Raw genomic sequence first — 20,618 nt, forward strand, 5'->3', positions numbered from 1 at the left:
AGCGCAGCTGAACGACGGCATTCCCCGAGGATTTGCGGTGAGGAGAGGTCTGACGCCCCGCCGCGCAATGTGGGCTGCCGCGCAGGGCCGCCATCAATCCAATGGGAGCATGGATCAATGCGCAATTGGCATGGATGCATCCACACCAATGCCCGCCGGCTCCGGCAAACACCTGCCCCATTTTGCCGCAGTGCAAGCGTGACCCAGCGCACAGACGGACGCATGGCGACCGCCTAAGAAAGCTGGCATCGTCGCGCCCATTGCCGATGGAGCTGACACCATGCGCCTTCCTGCCTTTTCCCGTTTGTTTCTTGCCTCCGGCCTTCTGGCCCTCACCCAATTGATGGCACCGACGGAGGCCTCGGCCGAAGCGCGGCTCGCGCTGGTGATCGGCCAATCCGCCTATCGCACCGTGCCGGAACTGCCCAACGCTGCCAACGACGCCAAGGGCATGACCGAGCTGCTCGGCAATGCGGGCTTCGCCGTCACCACGGCCTCCAATTTGGCACAGAACGAGATGCGCGCGGCGATCTCGGATTTCGCCGGCAAGGTCAGCGCCAGCGGCGCCGACACGGTGGCACTGGTGTTCTATGCCGGCCACGGCCTGCAGATCGACGGGGAGAACTATCTGGTGCCGGTCGATCTCGATCCCAAGCGCGAAGCCGACATTCCGCTGCAGGGCGTGCGGCTGAACGACATGCTCAACACGCTCGGCGCGCTGCCGACGCGGGCGCGCATCTTCATGCTCGACGCCTGCCGCAACAACCCGTTCCCGGCGCTGAGCGGCGCCGGCCATGGGCTTGCGATCGTCGACACCAAGGCCGGCGCGCAGGGCACCTTCATTTCCTATTCGACCTCGCCCGGCGCCGAAGCCGAGGATGGCAATGGCGTCGACAGCCCCTACACCGCGGCCGCGTTGACCGTCGCCAAGCAGCCCAATCTGCCGATCGAGGAGGTGTTCAAGCGCATCCGCGTCGCCGTCGCGCAATCGACCGACGGACGGCAGATCCCCTGGGAAAGCTCGTCGCTGACCACCGACTTCAAGTTCTTCGGCGAGAGCAGCGGCCAGCCTCCGTCCATTCCGGGCGCGGGTTCGATGGCCCTTGCCGGCGGCACGCGCAGCCTCGAGGACTGGCGCAAGGAGTTGCGCGGCAAACCGGCTCCCGTCGCTTATGAACTCGTCATCACCGACGACACCGTGCCGGCCTATCAAGCCTATGTCGAGCTGTACGCCCAGGACACCCGCACGCCGCGCCTGCGCACGGTACTGGAGCGGCGGCGCCAGATGCTGGCCTGGGAGCGCGCCACCGCGATCAACACCCGCGCCTCGTTCGAGGCCTATCTCGACAATTGGGATAACAGCGACCTCGCCGCGACCGCACGCCGGATGCTGCTGCGGGTGCAGAACCGCAATTATGGCGTGCCTGTCGCCGCCGCGACGACCCCGGTCGCGGTTGCGACGGCTCCGACCTGCCCGTGTTCGGCGCCGCCGGCGACGCCAGTCAACCCATCGGTCGCGCCCGTCATCAAGAAGCGCGTCGACGACACCCCGCCGAAGCGCAAGGTGGTCGAGACGCCTCCCAAAACGCGCCGGCCGCCGCCCGAGGAAGTGATCGTCTACGAGCGCGCCCCGCCGCCACCGCCGCCCGCAGCCGTGGGTGTCGGCATCGGGATTGGAATCGGCATGGGCCGCGGCGGCTACGGCGGTGGCGGCTACGGGGGACCGGCACGTGGCGACAATTACCGCAGCAGGTACTGAGGTATCCGCAACTCTCGCGCCCCGAACGCAGCGCAGTGCTCTTGCGGTGCGCTGCAGATCCGGGGTCCATGCGGCGATGTACTGCGCGGCATGATGGGTCCCGGCTCTGCGGAGCGGCACTTCGTGCCGCACCGCGTCCGGGACACGCATACTTCCAGAAATGCTGTAGTCTGATCGACTGACGCCAGCATTTCCGGGGATCTCACATCGATGCCGCACGCCAAGTACGCATGGCCGCTCTTCCGCTCGCTCGCATCCTATTCCCTGCCCGGCGACCTCATGGCGGGACTGACGCTGGCCGCGATTGCGATTCCCGAGCAGATGGCCACAGCTCGGCTCGGCGGCTTCGCGCCGCAGATCGGCTTCTTCGCATTCATGGCGGGTTCGCTCGGCTTCGCACTGCTCGGCGGCAACCGCTTCCTGTCCTGTGGCGCCGATTCCACGATCACGCCGATCTTCGCCGGCGGGCTCGCGGCGCTGGCCGCCGCCGGGACGCCTGAGTATCAGGCGCTTGCGATTGCGCTGGCGATGATGGTCGGCGCGATGATGCTGGCCGGCGGCGCCCTTCGCCTCGGCGTCATCGCAAACCTCTTATCGGTGCCGGTCATGGTGGGCTTCCTCGCCGGCATTTCCGTCCATATCATCGTCTCGCAATTGCCGGGCGTGCTCGGGCTGCAATCGCCGAGCGGGCCGACGCTCGATCGCATAGGATTGCTCGCAAGCGAGATCGGCCTCAGCAACCCATTCACGCTGTGCATCGGGTTCGGTGTGCTGGCCCTGATCCACGTCTTCGAGACGATCAGCGCGAAAATTCCGGGCGCACTGATCGGGCTCGTCGCCGCGACGCTGGCCACGATTGCGTTCGGCCTGGAGAGCAAGGGCGTCAACGTCGTCGGTAGTGTGCCGGGCACGCTGCCTCGGCCGACCTTTCCCGAACTGGCACCGGAGCTGTGGGTGCGCCTCGTGCCGCTCGCCTTCGTCATCACGGTCGTGGTGATGGTGCAGACCGCGGCGACGACGCAGTCGTTCCCGTCCAATCGCGACACACCCGCCGATGTCGACCGCGACTTCCTCGGCGCCGGCGCCGGCAGCGTGTTCGCTGGCCTGTTCGGCGCCTTTCCGGTCAATGCGAGCCCGCCGCGCACCGGCATCGTCGCCGAGACCGGAGGGCAATCGCAGCTCGCGGGCCTTGCCGCCGCGGCCATCGTGCTGATGCTGCTCGCATTCGGCACCGGACTGCTGCAACACGTGCCGGATGCGGCCCTGGGCGGCATCCTGCTGTTCGTGGCGCTACGCATCGTCCGCTTCAGGCAGATCGTGACGATCTACCGCCAGTCGTTCAGCGAATTCCTGCTGATCGTCGCCACCGCCGCGCTGATCATCGTGCTGCCGATCCAGCAGGGCGCGTTCCTCGGCATCGTGCTGTCGCTGCTGCACGGCATCTGGAGCACGACGCGCGCGCGGCTGGTCGAGTTCGAGCGCGTGCCCGGCACGACGATCTGGTGGCCGGCGCATCCGCACATCACCGGCGAGCGCGTCCAAGGCGTCGCCGTGATCGGACTGCAGGCGCCGCTGTCCTTCCTCAACGCGCCGGGTTTTCGCAGTGACGTGACCAAGGTGCTCACGACGACGCCGCAACTGCTGGTGTTGGAGGCGAGCGGCATGGTCGAGATCGACTTCACCGCCGCGCAGATCCTGCTGGATGTCTTCAAGGTGTGCGGCGAGCAAGGCGTCACGGTGGCGCTGGCACGACTGGAATCGGTGCGTGCGCAGGATGCGTTCGAGCGCTTCAGGCTGTTCGACGCCCTGCCCCGCGAGCACGTCTTCTATAGTGTGGAGGAGGCCGTGCGCAAGCTGGCGAAATAGCCGCCTTCATTGCGCCAACGTCGGGTGATCCCGATGGATCGTCTCACGAATCCAGCCGGCATGGATCGCGCGGAACAGGATCTGTGCAGTCTTGAGGTCGTTGGCCGTCATGCAGAGATCGACGATGCGGTGAACGGCATCGTCGCGCATCAGTCCATCCGAGATCTTCATGGCGACTCCCATCGCGACCTTGGCCGCGCGCTCGTAGCGCTCGCCCTCGCGCTTGTCGCCCTGCGCAGCATGTGTGGCGCTCGGAGCCGCGGCATCGCAGATCGCGCGAATGTGCTCGGCGGCATCGATGTCGCCGAGCGGTGCTTCGATCGCTTCGTCCCAGATTTCCCGTCGCGTCTTTCGCGCGAACCAGCGCATTGCCCGCTCCGTAGCCGATGGAGCGAGCATAAACGGCGCTCGGCCTGCGCGCTACGCCTCGGGCACGATCTTGCCGGGGTTGAAGATGTTGAGCGGATCGAGCGCCTTCTTCAGCGCCCGCATCGCATCGAGCGCCTCGGGGCCGAGCTCGGCCTCGAGATATTTCTGCTTGCCCTGGCCGATGCCGTGCTCGCCGGTGCAGGTGCCGTCCATCGCCTGCGCGCGCTCGACCAGGCGATGCATGAACTCCTCGCCGCGCGCCATCTCGGCGGCGTCGTTGGTGTCGCAGACCAGGGAGCAATGGAAATTGCCGTCGCCGACATGGCCGACGATCGGCGACAGCAGATTGAGGCGCTTGAGATCTTCCTCGGTCTCGCCGACGCAATCGGCGAGCCGCGAGATCGGCACGCAGACGTCGGTCGCGACCACGCCGATGCTGTCGCCGGGGCGGAGCGCCTTCACCGACCAATAGGCATCGTGCCGCGCCTGCCACAGCTTGGTGCGATCCTCCGGTTTGGTGGTCCAGGAGAAATCGCCGCCGCCGCAATCCCTGGCGATCTCGCCGAAGGCCTTGGACTGCTCGGCGACCTCGATCTCGCTGCCGTGGAATTCCATCAGCAGCAGCGGCGTCTCCGGCAGCGTCAGCTTCGAATAGGCATTGCAGGCCTTCACCTGAGCGGCATTGAGCAGCTCGATGCGCGCCACGGGAATGCCGGTCTGGATCGCCAGGATCACGGCCTGACAGGCCCCATGCACGGTCTCGAACGACACCGCGCCGGCGGCGATGGTCTCGGGAATGCCGCGGAGACGGATGGTCAGTTCCGAGATGATGCCGAGCGTGCCTTCGGCGCCGACGAACAGATGCGTCAGGTCGTAGCCCGCCGATGACTTCTTGGCGCGTGTGCCGGTCGTGATGATCTCGCCGTCGCCGCGCACCACTTTCAGCGCCAGCACGCTGTCGCGCATGGTGCCGTAGCGCACCGCGTTGGTGCCGGAGGCCCGGGTCGAGGCCATGCCGCCGAGCGAGGCATCGGCGCCGGGATCGATCGGGAAGAACAGGCCCTGGTCGCGCAGATGCTCGTTCAGCGCCTTGCGGGTGACGCCGGGCTGGATCACGCAGTCGAGGTCCTCGGCATGCACCGCGAGCACCTTGTTCATGTCGCGCAGGTCGATCGAGATACCGCCGGCAGGCGCGTTGACCTGGCCTTCGAGCGAGGTCCCGGTGCCGAAGGCAATGACGGGGACACGATTTTTGGCGCAAATCCTCACCACATCCTGGATGTCGGCGGTCTCCTGCGCCATCACCACGCCATCCGGCGGCTGGTTGGGGATCCAGGTGGTGGTATGGCCGTGCTGCTCACGGACGGCCTGCGAGGTGATGAGGCGGTTGCCGAAGCGTGCGGCAAGCTGCTCCAGCGCGCTCGCGAGGGCTTTCGGCTCCGGCCGCGGCGGATTATTGGTGATGGTCGTGCCCACGAATTCCTCCCGACAGAAGAACCGTGGCAAAGGACATAAAGCCGGTCAAGTCAAGCGACCGGACGCATAGCTGGAAGGAAACGATGCCCGAGACCGCCGCCTCAGCGCCCAAGGCCGAACCGTTCCGCGCCTCGATCATGCAGATCGAGCCGCACTGGATCGACTATAACGGCCATCTCAACATGGCCTATTACAACGTGATGTTCGACCGCGCGATCGACCAGCTCTGGAGCGAACTCGGCATCGGACCGACCTACATGAAGGAGCGCGGCGGTTCGACCTTCACCGCCGAATGCCATGTGCGGTATTTGCGCGAAATTCACCTCGGCGATCCCGTGCAGATTCTGGTCTGGCTGCTGGAGGCCGACGACAAGCGGCTGCACACGTTCGAAGAGATGCGGCACGCGACTGAGGGCTGGCTGTCGGCGACGTCCGAGAACATGTCGCTGCACATGGACATGAACGCGCGGCGCGTTGCGCCGTTTCCGCCGGATATCAGCGAGCGCATCGCTGCAGTCACCAAGGCCCACAACGCGGTGCCGCGGCCCGAGGGCATCGGCCGCAACGTGGCGATGCCCTCGAAACGGTAAGCGCTAGACCCTGTTGCGGCCGCGGGCCAGTCCGACCACGGCCGAGACCAGGAACAGAACGACCGCGATGAAGAAGATGATCTTGGCAATCTCGATCGAAGCGCCGGCGATGCCGCCGAAGCCCAGGATGCCGGCGATCAATGCGATAACCAGAAATGTCACAACCCAGCCAAGCATGGTGAAACCCTCGTCTTGATGTTTGTCTGCATCTGGCGCGGCTGGCCGCACCACCTGCCCAGACAATCTCGACGCGGGAACAATGGTTCCGGCCAGCACAGCGCGGAAATTCGCAAGGACCCCAGGAACAAATTGGCTCGCCGTGCACGTGGAAAACCTCGTTCCGCGATCCCATATAGGCACCAATCCCTGTTAGAAGGCTCCCTTCCGCCACCCCGCGGTGCCATCGTGGGGCCAATGATTCGCATGACCGAGCCGAGCAAAATCACCAGCGTCCCCGACCACCAGCCTGCAGCCGGCGGCATTGCCGCGCGTGCGCGCGCCTCGGTGGGCCCGAAATATCTGTCCGGGCTCAATCCGGAGCAACGCGAGGCTGTGGAGACGCTGGACGGCCCGGTCCTGGTGCTGGCCGGCGCCGGCACCGGCAAGACCCGCGTGCTGACGACGCGGATCGCCCATATCCTGAGCCAGGGCCGCGCCCGCCCCGCCGAGATCCTGTCGGTGACCTTCACCAACAAGGCCGCGCGCGAGATGAAGCACCGGCTCGGCCAGATGCTCGGCCATGCCGTCGAGGGCATGCCGTGGCTCGGCACCTTCCACTCCATCGGCGGCCGTATCCTGCGGACCCATGCCGAGCTGGCGCAGCTCAAGTCGAACTTCACCGTGCTGGACACCGACGACCAGGTGCGGCTGCTGAAGCAGCTGCTGCAGGCCGACAATATCGACGACAAGCGCTGGCCGGCACGCATGCTCGCCGGCCTGATCGACGGCTGGAAGAACCGCGGCCTGACGCCGTCGCAGGTGCCGGCCGGAGAAGCTGCCGTGTTCGCGAACGGCAAGGGCGGCAAGCTCTATGCGAGCTATCAGGAGCGGCTGAAGATTTTGAACGCCGCCGATTTCGGCGATCTGCTGCTCGAGGACATCCGCATCTTCCGCGAGCACCCGGATATTCTGCGGCAGTACCAGCAGCGCTTCAAATTCATCCTGGTCGACGAATATCAGGACACCAACGTCGCGCAATATCTGTGGCTGCGGCTGCTGTCGCAGGCGCCCTCTTCCACCTCTCCCCGTCTGCGGGGAGAGGTCGCATCGCAGGGCGATGCGGGTGAGGGGGACTCTCCGCAAGCTGAACTCGTGGAAGCAGCCCCTCACCCCAACCCTCCCGCCGCAAAGGACGGGGAGAGGGAGAAGGGCCACGTCAAAAACATCTGCTGCGTCGGCGACGACGACCAGTCGATCTATGGCTGGCGCGGCGCCGAGGTCGACAACATCCTGCGCTTCGACCATGACTTCCCCGGCGCCAAGGTCATTCGCCTCGAACGCAACTACCGCTCGACCGGCCACATCCTCGCCGCCGCCTCGCATCTGATCGCGCACAATGAAGGCCGGCTCGGCAAGACGCTGCGCACCGAGGACCAGGACGGCGAGAAGGTCACGGTCACCGGCTGCTGGGATTCGAAAGAGGAAGCGCGCGGCATCGGCGAGGAGATCGAGCAGATCCAGCGCCAGGGCGACAAGCTCAACGAGATCGCCATTCTCGTGCGCGCATCCTATCAGATGCGCGAATTCGAAGAACGCTTCGTCACGCTCGACCTGCCCTATCGCGTCATCGGCGGCCCGCGCTTCTATGAGCGCGCCGAAATCCGCGACGCGCTGGCGTATCTGCGCGTCATCAACTCGCCGGCCGACGATCTCGCCTTCGAGCGCATCGTCAACGTGCCCAAGCGGGGACTTGGCGATGCCACCGTGCAGATGCTGCACGACCACGCCCGCAAGCGCCGCATTCCCTTGTTCGAAGCGGCGCGCGCCGTGATCGAAACCGACGAACTGAAGCCGAAAGCGCGCGGAAGTCTGCGCGAGGTCATCGCCCAGTTCGACCGCTGGCGCGCCCAGCGCGAGGTCACGACGCATACGGATCTTGCCGAAATCGTGCTCGACGAGAGCGGCTATACCGAGATGTGGCAGAAGGACCGTTCGGCGGATGCCGCCGGCCGGCTGGAGAACCTCAAAGAACTCGTGCGGTCGATGGAGGAGTTCGAGAATTTGCAAGGATTCCTCGAGCACATCTCGCTGGTGATGGACCGCGACGGCGGCGCCGACGAGGACGCGGTGTCACTGATGACGCTGCATTCGGCGAAGGGACTCGAATTCCACAACGTGTTCCTGCCCGGCTGGGAGGAAGGCCTGTTCCCGAGCCAGCGGACGTTGGACGATCAGGGTCGTGCCGGGCTGGAAGAAGAGCGCCGCCTCGGCCATGTCGGTCTGACCCGGGCCCGCCGCCGCGCCAAAATCTATTTCGCGACCAACCGCATGATTCACGGCACTTGGACGACCACGATTCCGTCGCGCTTCCTCGACGAATTGCCGGCGGCCAATGTCGAGATCACCGAATCCAAGGGCGGCTCGGCCTGGGGCGGCACCGGCGGCTACGGCGCCTCGCGCTTCGACGACATGGAGGCGTTCGGCTCCACCTATTCGACGCCGGGCTGGCAGCGCGCCCAAGCCAACCGGGAGGCCAACCGCAACCGGGGCGGCGGCCGCAACGGCGGCGGCGGCGGCTTCGAGGAAGAGGCCGCGACGTTCTCATCCTCCTCGTCATCGGGCCCCGACTTCGGCAGCTTCTCCTCGCGCCGCCGCGGTCCGCTGACGATCGAGGGCGAGCTGGTCGCCAAATCGACCGGCACGACCTCGGACTTCTCGCTGTCCGACCGCGTCTTCCACCAGAAATTCGGTTACGGCCACGTCACCAAGATCGACGGCAACAAGCTCACGATCCACTTCGACAAGGCCGGCGAGAAGAAGGTCGTGGACAGTTTCGTGCAGCGGGCGTGAGCCACGATATGGCTCTGTACGTTGCCATCATCGAGGACACCGATCCCGACGCCGTCAGCCTGTGGTTTCCCGACCTGCCCGGCTGCATTTCCGGCGGCGACGATGTCGAGGAGGCCCTGGAGAGTGCACCCGAGGCGCTCGCGTTCTATGCGCAGGAGCTGATGGCGGACGGCCGGCAGCTTCCCCCACCGCGCACGCTGGACGAGCTCAAGGCCGACCCTGAGTTCACCGACGACCTCGGGAGACACACGGTCGCCCTGATCGAATGGCCGCCCCGCGAAGACGCCGCGGAGTGAGGACTGTTCGCCGCACTGGCCGGACTCTCGACAGTTCTCGCTCGAACGCCCCTTGACCACCGCGAACTTCCACGTATCAGATGCGCCCATGGTCCGGGGCTCCATCACACTGATCTTGCTGGCATTGGGGATGCCGTCGCTTGCGGCGGCGGAGACCATGAGCTTTGGCGATTCGATCGGGCTGCTGGCCAAAAGCTGCGGCGCGGAAATCGTCGCCAATTGCCGCGGCGTCAACCCGGATTCGACCCGCTTGAAGGAGTGCCTGTCGCGCAACCGCGACGTGCTGTCCCAGCAGTGCGCGAGCGACTATCTCGGCGCGTTCGACGCCATCCAGAAGCGCGTCGCCGCGCGCGTCACGGTGGCGAACGCCTGCCAGCGCGAGATCGTCAAGATCTGCGGCGGCTCGACCAAGGAGACCAGCAAGTCGGTCCCCTGCCTGGTCTCGACGCCCAAGGGCATCAGCAACAATTGCCTGAAGGCCGTCGACGACGCGGGGTATCGCTGATGCGCGCGAGCAGGCTCTTCATTGCCGGAACTGCGGTCGTGCTCGGCCTTGCTTTGATCACGCGCGCGGCCGGCGCCCAGACGGCGGCGCCGACCCGCGACGACATCGTCGGCAAGCTCAACCATTTCGAAGAAGCCACGGAGGTCGACCTTCCCGCGCTGAAGCAGCAGGTGATGGAGCGCGCCAAGACCAGGATCAAGAACGATCCGGGTCCGGTGAACCGGCCGCTGGTCGCGCCTGACCTCGCCAAGCTGCCCGCCTTCAACGCGCAGATCCAGTTCGATGCCGACACGCCGATCATCCAGCCGGCCTCCTACCAGACCGTCGGCCGCATCGCGGACGCGCTGGTTCATTCCTCGCTGCTGCCCTACACGTTCCTGATCGTCGGCCACGTCGAATCCAACTCGAAGACGCGGGAGGCCAATGCGATCCTGAGCCAGCGGCGCGCCGACGCGATCCGCGACGTGCTGGTGAACACGTTCAAGATCTCGACCAAGCGGCTGCATCCGATCGGCCTCGGCGAGGAGCAGTTTCTCGACCGGGCCAAGCCGACCGCGGCCGTCAACGGCCAGTTGCAAATCCTGACCTATGCCAAGGTGCCCGAGGACGCACCTGCGCGTCCGGCTACGGCACCTGCGGCGAAAAAGCCCGCCAAGAAGCGCTGAGCGCACGCAGCTTTTGCATCTGCGGGAACCCTTTGAAGTCCCTATCGTTTTGCACCCTGTCCGGGGCGCACAAATACGGTTTCGCGCGACAAATGCGCCGGTTTGTGCACCGCCCGGTCCAGTGCTATAGCCACTGTTCGCCCTTCCCGACCCCGTGCTGCATGAGACCGAAATGGGTGGCTATTTCCAGCGCCAACTTGCCGTTTACGTCGAGTACCATCGCGACCCCCGGAACACGGCGATGCATGTGGTCGGCATTCTGCTGTTGTTCACCGGCGCCGTGATGCCGCTGACGCTGGTCAAGCTTCCACTGTTCGGTTTCGACGTCAGCCTCGCGGTGATCTTGGCCTTGCCGGTTCTGGTCTATTGGCTGCTGCTCGATGTGGCGCTCGGAATCGGCATTCTGGCGGTCTCCATCGTGCTGTTTTCGGTTGGGACGACCATTGCGGCGCAAGTCAGCACCGCGACGATGTGGGCGATTTTCGCCGCGCTGGTGGTGCTCGGCCTCGCCGCGCAGACCATCGGCCACAAGGTTTTCGAGGGCCGCGAAGCCTCGTTGTTCACTTTTCCTTCGCACCTTTTGCTCGGACCGATGTTCGTGATGGCAAAATTATTCATTGCACTGGGCTTCCGTCGCGACCTTGCCGCGATTCTGGCGCCTCTTCCGGCCAATTCCCTTTCAACCCGATAGCTCTAGAAGCGAAACAGCAACCTTCTGCATGGCTCTCGTCCTTGTTACCGGTGGCAGCGGCTTCATCGGACATCATCTCGTCGAAGCGCTCCGCGCCCGTGGGCAGCGGGTGCGCGTACTCGACGTCCGCGCGCCGGCCGCAGATGTCGAACACGTGCACGGCTCGGTGCTGGATGGCGCAGCGGTCGACGCTGCGATCGCCGGCGTAGACCAAGTGTATCACCTTGCCGGCCTGCCCGGCATGTGGGTCGCCAACAAGCAGGACTTTCACGACGTCAATTTCCGCGGCACCGAGATGGTGCTCGCAGCCGCGATGAAGCGCGGCGTGTCGCGCTTCTTGCACTGCTCGACGGAATCGATCCTGTTCCCCTATACCGACCTCAAGGACGTTGCCGCCGAAGAGGCGCTGCAGCCGGCCGACGCGATGCCGGGTGCCTATACGCGGTCGAAGTCGTTCGCCGAGCATCACGCCGCGAAAGCGGCGGCCAGCGGCTTTCCGCTCGTGATCGGCACGCCGACCATGCCGATCGGCGCGGCCGACCACAATCTGACGCCGCCGACGGCGATGCTGTGGTACTTCCTCCAGAAGAAGGTGCAGCCGCATCTCAACTTCCTGGTCAACCTCGTCGACGTCCGCGACGTGGCCATGGGCCTCGTGCTGACCATGGAGCGAGGCCGCCTCGGCCAGCGCTACATCCTCGGCGGCGACTGCGTCCCGCTCGGCAACATCCTGCGGATGATGTCGGCGATGAGCGGCCGCCGGCAGTATCCGATCGTCGTACCCGGCAGAATCGCCGAACTCTCCGCGATCATGCTGGAATACATCTCCGATCACGTCACGCGCCGGCCGCCCAACGGCACCGCCGAGGGCGTGCGCATCGCGCTCGCCGCCAGCGACCTCTCGATCAGCAAGGCGCGCACCGAGCTCGGCTATTCGCCGCGTCCGATCGAGCCCGTGCTGCGCGAAACCATCACCCATCTGCTCGCCCGCAACGGCCAGCAGCCCTCCGGCGCCCTCGAGCATCACGCGCTCTCCTCGCGCGCGAGCTAGAGCCGCCGCCCAACGCAAAGAACCTTCATGTCCTTCGATTTCAGCAAGCTTCTCTCCGTCGCCTGGGGTGGCTGGACCACGGCCTGGCCGACCGAAGTGCTGGCCTTGCTCTGGCTCGCCTTTCTCGCCAGTTGGGTCGGCGCTTCGTTTTGGCAAGGCCAGACCAAGAAGCAGGTCATGACGCTGGAGTCGCAGCGCTTTCGCTTGCCGATCCTGGTCGGAGGCATCCTGTACACGCCGTGGGTCGCGGAGATACTGGGCTGGAAGCCGCTCTGGGTGCTCGGCAACACTGGCATCGCCATTGCCGCGGTCCTCTCGGCTGCCGGCATTGCCTTCGCCTGGTGGGGCCGGCTGCATCTGGGAAAATTCTGGTCCGACGCCATCACCCAGAAGGAAGACCACCGTGTCATCGACACCGGTCCCTACGGCATCGTCCGTCACCCGATCTACACCGGCTTGATCTTCGGCATGCTCGTCACCGGCATAGCCATCGGCCTCGTAACGACGATCCTCGGCGCGATCTTGATCTCGCTCGGCATGTGGCAAAAGGGCCGGATGGAAGAGGTGTTTCTGTCGAAGGAGCTCGGCGAAGACTCGTACGGCGCCTATTGCCGCCGCGTGCCGATGATCATCCCGTTCCTGTCGCCGCGGTGAAGGCTTAACAGCTCGCGTCACTCTCGTGTGCCGGACAGCGCCGCAGCGTGCAACGCTGCTGCGCTGAGCCGGGATCCAGATAGCGACGCAGTGCGCAGTGAGAAGGGCCCCGGCTCTGCAGCGCCCCGCGAAAGGCGCGCTGCGCTGCGTCCGGGGCACAAGCGCAGGATCTGACGCACCAAGGAACCGCCCTCCCCCAAGCCCGTTACCCCTCGACAGCTGCCACCCGTCGCAGAGCATCGAGCCATGTCGGACGCCTACGATTATTTCCGCGAGCACGCGATCGCCGCCGTCCGCAAGGCGCGGGCGCTGCCGCGCGGTCGGCCGAAGCAAAAGCAGCGCACGGTGGCGCGGGTCTATCATCTGCTGTCCAAGGAGGCCGCGCTGGCTCCGAACATTCAGCACCTCGATGATTTTCGCGTGGCACGGCAGCTGGAGCGGCAGATCCGAGGCTGATCTCCGGGCAACGGCTATCGACGTTCGTCCCATGCAAAATCGATCGGCTGCCATTCCACGGGAATAGGCCCGGCCGGCGCCCCACACAGGTTGACGTCTGCCCCGTCAGCCAGTTGGATGCGCGCGCAAACAGGGGCCCTCTCATGACCTTCTCCAGCATCTTTGCGCAGTTCGTTGCGCTTCTCGGCGGCATCGCGCTGCAATGGCGGAAGCTGTCGGGCACCGTGCCTGCGCCGGCCTGGGGAGACAAACCCGCCATTCCCGAGGCGAAGCCGCAAGGCGCGATCCCGACTTTGAAGATGCCGACGGCGCGCGGCTGGAGCGAGGGCCAGAAGCCGACCGTCGCGCCCGGGCTCAAGGTCAACGCGTTCGCGACTGGGCTCGACCATCCGCGCTGGATCGAGGTGCTGCCCAATGGCGACGTGCTGATCGCGGAAGCGACGCAGATCGCGGGCAAACCGCGCAGCGTGTTTCACTATGCGATGCAGGCGACGATGCGGCGCGCCGCGGCGCTCGGCGTGTCCGCCGACCGCATCACGCTGCTGCGCGACAAGGACGGCGACGGCGTCGCCGAAGTTCGCGGCGCCTTCATGGAAAATCTCAGCCAGCCGTTCGGCATGGCGCTGATCGACGACACCTTCTATGTCGGCAACACCGACGGCGTGATGGCCTTTCCTTACGTCGCCAACGCCGACCGCATCACCGCGCCGGGCAAGCGCCTCACCAATTTCAAGCCGAGCGGGCACTGGACCCGCAGCCTGCTCGCAAGCCCCGACGGCAAGAAGCTCTATGCCGGCGTCGGCTCGCTCAGCAACATCGCCGAGATGGGCATGGAGGTCGAGGAAGGCCGCGCCGCGGTCTACGAGCTCGACCTCGTTGCCGGCACGCACCGCATTTTCGGCGCGGGCCTGCGCAACCCGGTCGGGCTAGCGTGGGAACCGAATACGGGTGTGCTCTGGACCGTCGTCAACGAGCGCGACGGGCTCGGCGACGAGACGCCGCCGGACTATCTCACCTCGGTGCGCGACGGCGGCTTCTACGGCTGGCCCTATTGCTACTGGGGCAAGACGGTGGACGACCGCGTGCCGCAGGATCCTGCGATGGTCGCCAGGGCGATACAACCGGACTACGCGCTCGGCGGCCACACCGCCTCGCTCGGCCTGTGCTGGATGCCCGCGGGCACGCTGCCGGGTTTCCCCGACGGCATGGTCATCGGCCAGCACGGCTCGTGGAATCGCAGCACGCTATCCGGCTACAAGCTGGTGTTCATCCCGTTCGAGAACGGCAAGCCATCCGGCCCCGGTCGCGACATCCTGTCGGGCTTCCTGTCCCTGGACGAGAAGGAATCCCACGGCCGCCCGGTCGGCGTCGTGATCGGTCCCGACAAGAAATCACTGCTGATGGCCGACGACGTCGGCAACGTGATCTGGCGGGTGACGGGCGCGTAGAACTTCACGTCCCGACGCAGAGCGTGGCGCGTTGCTTGCGCAGCAGCGCGATCACCGACAGCGCCGTGATCAGCCCGGTCTTGGGATTCTCGGACGGGATGTTCTCGATGCCCATCGAGAACCGCGCCGAATCCGCCTCGACTTCGATGCGGTGAACGTTGCGTGTCACGGTCGGGTCGGCCCAGACCTGGATCTGGGTGCGGTCGGGCCCGATGCCCGCCAGCGACAGCGCAACGGCGACATTGACGTTCGCCGGAAAGCCCTTGGCCGCTTCCCGCGCGCTGCCCTCGAACAGTTTGAGCGGCTCGCGCAGATTGTCGATGTCGATGTTGTTCTGCACGATGAAGGGCGCGCCCTTCAGTCCGTCGATCGGCTTGCGCGTCACCATCTTCACGGAATGAATAGTGCCGATTGCCGCGGCGTTGACGGCATCCAACCCGATCAGCGCGCCGGTCGGCACGATGATGCGGCCGCCATTGGCGCGGGCGAGATCGACGAGATCGAAATTATCGAGCAGCCCGCCGACGCTGACGACGACCGCGGCCTTGCCGCGCTTCACCACAGGCTCGACGATCGCGCGCAGATGATGGCTCGGCGCGCATTCGACCACGATATCGGCGACCTCGCCGAGCTGATCGATCGGCAGGATCTTCGGCGGATGACGCAAACCGCCGATGAAGGCCTGATGCTTGGCGGGATCGCGCACGGCCACGGCGGACAACGTCAGCCCCTCGATGCCCTGATCGAGCGCGGTCGCGATCTTGGTGCCGATCGAGCCCAGGCCTGCGATGGCAACCCGCAACTCGTGGGAGGCTTTCTGTCCGGTCATCGCATCCTGCTTTCTCGCTGGGATTGATGTCATAGCGCATCATTTTCTGTATAAGCCAGCGTGAATTGCTTCGCCTCGCCAACCCCATCTGGGCGCGCCGCGGCCTGGTCCCATGGAGATTTCCTATGCGCACCCATTCGATCGCAGCCATTCCCGCCGACGGCATCGGCCCCGAGGTGATCTCGGCCGGCGTCCGGGTACTGGAGGCTCTCGCAAAACGCAGCGGCGATCTCGCCTTCAACTTCAGGACGTTCGACTGGGGCTCGGACTATTACAAGAAGCACGGCGCGATGATGCCGGCCGACGGTCTCGCTGAGCTGAAGAAGTTCGACGCGATCTATTTCGGCGCGGTCGGCGCGCCCGATGTGCCCGACCACATCACGCTGTGGGGCCTGCGCCTGCCGATCTGCCAGGGCTTCGATCAATACGCCAATGTGCGCCCGACCAAGATTTTGCCGGGCGTCTCCTCGCCGCTGCGCAATGTCGGCGTCGGCGATCTCGACTGGGTGATCGTACGCGAGAATTCGGAAGGCGAGTATGCCGGCATGGGCGGCCGCGCGCACAGGGGCCTGCCGGAAGAGGTCGGCACCGAGGTCGCGATCTTCACCCGCGTCGGCGTCACCCGCATCATGCGCTATGCGTTCCAGCTCGCGCAGTCGCGTCCACGCAAATTCCTGACCGTGGTGACCAAATCGAACGCGCAGCGTCATGGCATGGTGATGTGGGACGAGATCGCCGCCGAGGTCGCCGGTGAATTTCCCGACGTGACCTGGGACAAGATGCTGGTCGACGCCATGACGGTGCGGATGACGCTGCATCCGAAGAGCCTCGACACCATCGTGGCGACCAATCTCCATGCCGACATCCTCTCCGACCTCGCTGGCGCACTTGCGGGGAGTCTGGGCGTGGCGCCGACCGGCAACATCGATCCGCAGCGCCGCTTCCCCTCGATGTTCGAGCCGATCCACGGCTCGGCTTTCGACATCACCGGCAAGGGAATCGCAAATCCGGTCGCGACGTTCTGGACCGGCGCGCAGATGCTCGAGCATCTCGGCGAGAAGGATGCGGCCTCGAGGCTGATGGCGGCGGTCGAGCGTGTCTGCGCGGCGGGCGTGCTGACGCCGGATGTCGGCGGCAAGGCGACGACGAAGGAAGTGACGGATGCGGTGATCGACGCGATCAACGGGTCGAACGTGTAGCGATCCTTTTCCCCGCTTGCGGAAGAGGCGAAGAGCCTACTTCCGCTTCGCCGGAGCCGGCGGCGGTATCGCCATCGCGGATGCAGGCTCGGGCGGCGTCAGGTGGCGCGGGACGATGATGGTCTGGCCCGGGGTAAGCTGCGCGTTCTCTGCAAGCGAGTTGCTCTGCGCAAGCGTCCACAGCGGCACGCGATTGGCGGCTGCGATGCTCTCCATGGTGTCGCCGGGGCGCACCGGCACCCGCACGCCGCTATCCCACAATTCAACCAGCGTATCCGCGGGCACCAGATAGCGCAGCGGCACGGCACCGGACTGGGTCTGTGGCGGAATGCGCGGCAGTTGCGTCACCATCTCGACGATCTGGCGATGGATGTCGTCGGACTTCTCGATGTTGATGTGCGAGACGCGGCTGTTTTCCTTGAGGTCGTAGCTCGCATAATGGCCGCGAAAGCCGGGGACCGCGACGACGTCGCCGCCGCCGAGCACGCTGTCGGACAGGAAGATGTTGATGAAGCGCTCGACATTGAGCGGCACGTCGCCGGTCGCATGCGCAGGGTCGATGGCGATGACGAGGCTGATCGGGATGTGCTCCTTTTCCGCCATCTCGGAGATGATGATCGAGCACAGCCCGCCCATGGAGTGGCCGATCAGCACGATCGGCGCCGCCTTCTCCTTGTAGCTGGCGATGACGCGGTTGCCGATGAACCGGCACAGGGTGAATTCATAGACATCGGCGGAAAAGCCGGCCTGTGTCAGCTTCTCGCTGAGCCGGTCCATGCCGGTCGAGAAGATCGGCCCCATGGCGCCGCGGAACAGGTAGATTTTGGGCGGCGGCAATGGCTCGAAGGGCGGAGGCGGCGGCGCGGTGGGGACGGCCGCAGTCGACTTCGATTTGGCGGGTGAGGCAACGGCCATGCCGGTGCTCAGGGCTAGCAGCACGACAGCTGCCAGCGCGACGAGGCGCCTCGGATCAATCATCAGTCCAGTAGTCCCACCACGGAAGGCAGAGGCCTCCCCCGGGGCTTAGTGACCACCGATTTGGCGGATTTTGGGGCGCACGAACCGGACACGCGCACATCAAAGCCCCGTGATCTCACACAAGCACGCTCCCGACCCGTCACTGCCTGGTCCTGAGCCGGATGCGATGCGCGGCCTGCTTTGCGCGATTGCCGCAGACCGCCATGATGCACCACCGCCGTGCGCGCCTGCGGGTGTGGTCGGCGAACAGCATCGTGCAGTTATGGCCCTCGCATGCCTTCACGTCGGAAAAGTCCTCGTCGCAGACGAATTTCGCCATTGCCTCACCGATAGGCAGCAGCAGGGAGTCTGGTGATCGCCAGCGTCGCTTCGTTCGCAGCGCGAGAACGCCGCCATCGTCCGGCCCGGGCTCGATCCAACTGAACTTTTCGTCGCGCTCGAGCAAACTGTTCAGCGGACCGAGTTCGCGCCGTGCATCCGCCGTCAGCGGCCGGCCTGCATGCTTGCGCACGAAGCCGCGAAACCACTCACGCAAGGCGCGAGCCTGATCGGCGACCCTGTCGAGCTCGCCCGGCTTCGCGCGCGCCTTCAGGGCGTCCAGTTCCTCCGCCGGCACCAGCTTCGCCTGGGCCAGCCAGTCGATCAAACCATCGCCGTCGTCGAGCCAGTCGACGGGCATATCGACCGGCGTCGCCACCGAGTTGAGGAAATCGAGGCCGAGCGAGTCGGCGATGAACATCGCGGGCGGTCTGTCCATTGGCGGTCCTTGGCCTGCTGAAAGAGGCAGGCCAACAAGTAACCTGTAAAATTGCGATTGACAAGTTACTCCACGGAGGCGTAACCATCAAGATGTCATTCGTAAGGTTACACCCCATGGAGAAGGACATGACGCCGACCACCTATCGCACCGCCGATGTCGATGGCTTCAAGATGTTCTATCGCGAGGCCGGTCCCAAAGGTGCGCCAAAGCTTCTTTTGCTGCACGGCTTCCCGAGCGCCGGCCACATGTTCCGCGACCTGATCCCGCTTCTCGTCGACAAATTCCATCTAGTCGCGCCCGACCTGCCCGGCTTTGGCCAGTCCGACATGCCCGCGCACGAGACCTTCAATTACACCTTCGACAACGTCGCACGCGTGATCGAGCGCTTCACGGAAATCATCGGCTTCGATCGCTTTGCGGTCTACGTCTTCGACTATGGCGCGCCGACCGGCCTCCGGCTCGCGCTGCGTCACCCCGAGCGTATCACCGCCATCATCTCCCAGAACGGCAATGCCTACGAAGATGGCCTGAGCGACGGCTGGTCTCCGATCAAGGCCTATTGGCAGGACCCCACGCCCGCCAATCGCGACGCGCTGCGCGCCCTTCTCACGCCGGAGGCGACACGTTGGCAGTACACGCATGGCGTCGCTGACGCCGCCACGGTGTCGCCGGACGGCCAGAACCTGGACAACTTCTATTTGGCTCGACCGGGTTCTGACGAGGTGCAGCTCGACCTGTTCGGCGACTACAAGAGCAACGTCGCGCTCTATCCCGCCTTCCAGGACTATTTCCGCGCCCACCAGCCGCCGCTCCTGGCGGTCTGGGGCAAGAACGATCCGTTCTTCATCCCGCCCGGCGCCGAGGCGTTCAAGCGCGACAATCCCAACGCCGTGGTGCAGTTCTTCGACACCGGCCATTTCGCGCTGGAAACGCACGCGCGGGAGATCGCGGAGAGCATTCGCGCATTCCTCACGACACGATTGGGAGCGCATTGATCCGCACTCCATCTTCGCGCTCGCCACGAGCAGTTTGCGCGACGTGTCCGTCGCGCAAACAAGCTTAGTTCCTGGCGGGCGCCGACGCTGCCGCCGAGCGGGCCTGCCGCGGAGCGCCTTGTTCGGCGATCGGCAGCGCGGGAGCGCGGGAGCGCATGATCGCGGCATCGATCTCCGCGATGACGCGGCGCTGGATCGCCTCGTTCTTGTCGATCGAGATGTGGCCGACGCCGGTGCCGCGCACGTCGACATTGTCGAGTTTGCCGCGGAAGCCGTTTGCGGCGCGCACCGGCTCGCCGGGACCGTCGCCGATAAAGATGTTGATGTAACGTTCCGCGCCGGTCGAGAGCTTGGTCTTGAACACCGAGTCGAGGCCGATCGCGAGCTTCACAGGCACGCCCAGCTGGTTGAGCTTGGCAATCATGTCGGGCAGCGCGGTCGCACCGGAGGAATGCCCGACCAGGACGATGGTCTTGAGCCGGCCGGCCCTGTAGGCGGCAGCGGCTTCGTCGGCAAGCGAGGACCAGGAAACGAAGTTGGCGACGGTTACCGGGATGCCCTGCGCCTGAAGCCGGGCGCCGATCGTGTCGAGCCCGAGCGAGAAGATGTTGAGCACGCCGCGGAGAAGATAGACATGGGTAGTCGCTACCTGAGCCTGGCTCGGGGCGGCCCGGGCCGTGGTCGGGCTGATGGCAACAGCTGACAGCAGGAGCAGACCCACCGCCCATACACGGAGGGCGGACAACTGGCTGGCGCCGGCGGTGTGACGGCCGTTCGGTCTCATCGGTGTTTTCCCTGGGGACATACGCTTTGCGATTGGCCGGAATCGTAGCCACGGCCCGCTCGCAGACGCAACAAAGAGCCGCGTGAACGGCAATCTTAGCCACAGCCCGTGACCATCGCGCAACACCTGCCCGAAACCCGCCACCGAAGCGCCTGTTTTGAGACCATTTCTCTCGCGCCAATTGCGGCCCGGCAAAGGCATTCCTATCTCAGGGCTCCGCTGACCGCGCCTTCCCGGC

General features: G+C 65.6%; 21 protein-coding genes. 14 read left to right on the plus strand and 7 right to left on the minus strand.

From position 1 onward, the window contains the following. Positions 1-280: 280 nt before the first annotated feature. Together IVB24_RS32180 and IVB24_RS32185 are read left to right on the plus strand one after the other, a co-directional pair. Entirely contained in the window at positions 281-1,759 is a 1,479-nt protein-coding gene (locus IVB24_RS32180) for a caspase family protein (RefSeq protein ID WP_247770409.1), read from the plus strand. Between the two features lie 210 nt (positions 1,760-1,969). After that, the gene (locus IVB24_RS32185; protein ID WP_247770410.1) at positions 1,970-3,625 is read left to right on the plus strand and encodes a SulP family inorganic anion transporter; all 1,656 of its coding nucleotides are present in this window, start codon (positions 1,970-1,972) and stop codon (positions 3,623-3,625) included. A 6-nt stretch (positions 3,626-3,631) separates the two neighbouring features. Here the strand turns inward: IVB24_RS32185 and IVB24_RS32190 are convergent, their stop codons facing one another. Continuing rightward, on the minus strand, positions 3,632-3,994 hold the full coding sequence (locus tag IVB24_RS32190; RefSeq protein WP_247770411.1) for a hypothetical protein: 363 nt from the start codon (positions 3,992-3,994) through the stop codon (positions 3,632-3,634). 51 nt (positions 3,995-4,045) lie between these two features. Further along, positions 4,046-5,470, minus strand: a complete 1,425-nt coding sequence (locus IVB24_RS32195; protein ID WP_247770412.1) for an FAD-linked oxidase C-terminal domain-containing protein — start codon at positions 5,468-5,470, stop codon at positions 4,046-4,048. Between the two features lie 83 nt (positions 5,471-5,553). Here IVB24_RS32195 and IVB24_RS32200 point away from each other — a divergent pair, with 83 nt between their 5' ends. Continuing rightward, positions 5,554-6,060 (plus strand): thioesterase family protein, encoded by a 507-nt coding sequence (locus tag IVB24_RS32200; protein WP_247770413.1) that lies wholly within the window; start codon positions 5,554-5,556, stop codon positions 6,058-6,060. Positions 6,061-6,063: 3 nt separating this feature from the next. Here the strand turns inward: IVB24_RS32200 and IVB24_RS32205 are convergent, their stop codons facing one another. Beyond that, on the minus strand, positions 6,064-6,237 hold the full coding sequence (locus IVB24_RS32205; RefSeq protein WP_018319670.1) for a DUF1328 domain-containing protein: 174 nt from the start codon (positions 6,235-6,237) through the stop codon (positions 6,064-6,066). A 237-nt stretch (positions 6,238-6,474) separates the two neighbouring features. Between IVB24_RS32205 and IVB24_RS32210 the strand changes: the two genes are divergently transcribed. From IVB24_RS32210 to IVB24_RS32250, 9 genes are all read left to right on the plus strand, one after another. After that, positions 6,475-9,069 carry a UvrD-helicase domain-containing protein gene (locus IVB24_RS32210; RefSeq protein WP_247770414.1) on the plus strand — a complete coding sequence of 865 codons (2,595 nt, stop codon included), beginning with the start codon at positions 6,475-6,477 and terminating at the stop codon, positions 9,067-9,069. Positions 9,070-9,077: 8 nt separating this feature from the next. Further along, positions 9,078-9,365 (plus strand): type II toxin-antitoxin system HicB family antitoxin, encoded by a 288-nt coding sequence (locus IVB24_RS32215; protein WP_140480847.1) that lies wholly within the window; start codon positions 9,078-9,080, stop codon positions 9,363-9,365. 88 nt (positions 9,366-9,453) lie between these two features. After that, complete coding sequence (locus tag IVB24_RS32220) at positions 9,454-9,870, plus strand: hypothetical protein (RefSeq protein WP_247770415.1); 417 nt, start codon at positions 9,454-9,456, stop codon at positions 9,868-9,870. Next, a complete protein-coding gene (locus tag IVB24_RS32225) occupies positions 9,870-10,535 on the plus strand; it encodes an OmpA family protein (RefSeq protein ID WP_247770416.1) in 666 nt (221 codons plus the stop codon). Before IVB24_RS32220 ends, IVB24_RS32225 begins: the two co-directional genes overlap by 1 nt. 172 nt (positions 10,536-10,707) lie before the next feature. Beyond that, a complete protein-coding gene (locus IVB24_RS32230; protein WP_162308693.1) occupies positions 10,708-11,226 on the plus strand; it encodes an Mpo1-like protein in 519 nt (172 codons plus the stop codon). Positions 11,227-11,254: 28 nt separating this feature from the next. Further along, positions 11,255-12,277 (plus strand): NAD-dependent epimerase/dehydratase family protein, encoded by a 1,023-nt coding sequence (locus tag IVB24_RS32235; RefSeq protein ID WP_247770417.1) that lies wholly within the window; start codon positions 11,255-11,257, stop codon positions 12,275-12,277. Positions 12,278-12,304: 27 nt separating this feature from the next. Next, the gene (locus tag IVB24_RS32240; RefSeq protein WP_094977373.1) at positions 12,305-12,931 is read left to right on the plus strand and encodes an isoprenylcysteine carboxylmethyltransferase family protein; all 627 of its coding nucleotides are present in this window, start codon (positions 12,305-12,307) and stop codon (positions 12,929-12,931) included. Between the two features lie 246 nt (positions 12,932-13,177). Then, on the plus strand, positions 13,178-13,387 hold the full coding sequence (locus IVB24_RS32245) for a hypothetical protein (protein WP_247770418.1): 210 nt from the start codon (positions 13,178-13,180) through the stop codon (positions 13,385-13,387). A 143-nt stretch (positions 13,388-13,530) separates the two neighbouring features. Further along, positions 13,531-14,835, plus strand: coding sequence for a sorbosone dehydrogenase family protein (locus IVB24_RS32250; protein WP_247770419.1), 1,305 nt, complete (start codon positions 13,531-13,533; stop codon positions 14,833-14,835). A 4-nt stretch (positions 14,836-14,839) separates the two neighbouring features. Here IVB24_RS32250 and IVB24_RS32255 read toward each other — a convergent pair whose 3' ends face one another. Beyond that, entirely contained in the window at positions 14,840-15,664 is an 825-nt protein-coding gene (locus IVB24_RS32255) for an aspartate dehydrogenase (protein WP_247770420.1), read from the minus strand. Positions 15,665-15,789: 125 nt separating this feature from the next. Between IVB24_RS32255 and IVB24_RS32260 the strand changes: the two genes are divergently transcribed. Next, the gene (locus IVB24_RS32260; RefSeq protein ID WP_247770421.1) at positions 15,790-16,863 is read left to right on the plus strand and encodes a tartrate dehydrogenase; all 1,074 of its coding nucleotides are present in this window, start codon (positions 15,790-15,792) and stop codon (positions 16,861-16,863) included. Positions 16,864-16,899: 36 nt separating this feature from the next. Here the strand turns inward: IVB24_RS32260 and IVB24_RS32265 are convergent, their stop codons facing one another. Continuing rightward, positions 16,900-17,841 carry a LysM peptidoglycan-binding domain-containing protein gene (locus IVB24_RS32265; protein WP_247770422.1) on the minus strand — a complete coding sequence of 314 codons (942 nt, stop codon included), beginning with the start codon at positions 17,839-17,841 and terminating at the stop codon, positions 16,900-16,902. A gap of 139 nt (positions 17,842-17,980) precedes the next feature. Further along, on the minus strand, positions 17,981-18,598 hold the full coding sequence (locus tag IVB24_RS32270) for an ABATE domain-containing protein (RefSeq protein ID WP_247770423.1): 618 nt from the start codon (positions 18,596-18,598) through the stop codon (positions 17,981-17,983). A 128-nt stretch (positions 18,599-18,726) separates the two neighbouring features. Between IVB24_RS32270 and IVB24_RS32275 the strand changes: the two genes are divergently transcribed. After that, positions 18,727-19,596, plus strand: coding sequence for an alpha/beta hydrolase (locus tag IVB24_RS32275; protein WP_247770424.1), 870 nt, complete (start codon positions 18,727-18,729; stop codon positions 19,594-19,596). Between the two features lie 64 nt (positions 19,597-19,660). On the opposite strand, the gene IVB24_RS32280 is transcribed toward IVB24_RS32275, so the two are convergent. Continuing rightward, positions 19,661-20,380 (minus strand): hypothetical protein, encoded by a 720-nt coding sequence (locus IVB24_RS32280; RefSeq protein WP_247770425.1) that lies wholly within the window; start codon positions 20,378-20,380, stop codon positions 19,661-19,663. Positions 20,381-20,618: the final 238 nt, after the last annotated feature.

It is taken from the genome of Bradyrhizobium sp. 192 (genome assembly GCF_023100965.1).
Taxonomy (GTDB): Bacteria; Pseudomonadota; Alphaproteobacteria; order Rhizobiales; family Xanthobacteraceae; genus Bradyrhizobium; species Bradyrhizobium symbiodeficiens.